Raw genomic sequence first — 403 nt, forward strand, 5'->3', positions numbered from 1 at the left:
GGAAAGATGCGATACAAACGTTTTTTATTGCCCGGAACGAACCCAAAGCTGTGGGCTAAATACCGGTAGAGCCAAAACCCCCGGTCCCGCGCTCGCTCGGGGGGGCCTCCGCGTCAAACTCGTTCGTAAACACCAGGAGCGGCGGGTTCCTGGGTTCGGCGGTTGAGTCCGGAACACCCCTGGGGTAGTTTCGAAGCGCTTTGGTCCCGTGAAAGTTGTCCGGGGGGATCCAAGGAAGAGCGTCCGCCCCCGCAACCAGGAGCTGGGCGACCTTGGCGCCGGCCTCGAGGGTCACAGGAACCCCCGTAAGGTTGTAAACAACAAACGCACATACGTGCCCGGGGAGCCAGCGCGTAGGAACGACCAGGAGGCCGCGGGCGTTGAGCGACGACCGCCCCAACAC

At 62.8% G+C, this 403-nt stretch carries 1 protein-coding gene; it reads right to left on the reverse strand.

Going from position 1 to position 403, the window contains the following annotated elements; all coding sequences use genetic code 11:
- Window positions 1-55: 55 nt before the first annotated feature.
- Window positions 56-403 (reverse strand): hypothetical protein, encoded by a 348-nt coding sequence (locus D7W79_RS46675; protein WP_500681262.1) that lies wholly within the window; start codon window positions 401-403, stop codon window positions 56-58.

It is taken from the genome of Corallococcus exercitus (assembly GCF_003611585.1).
Taxonomy (GTDB): Bacteria; Myxococcota; Myxococcia; order Myxococcales; family Myxococcaceae; genus Corallococcus; species Corallococcus exercitus.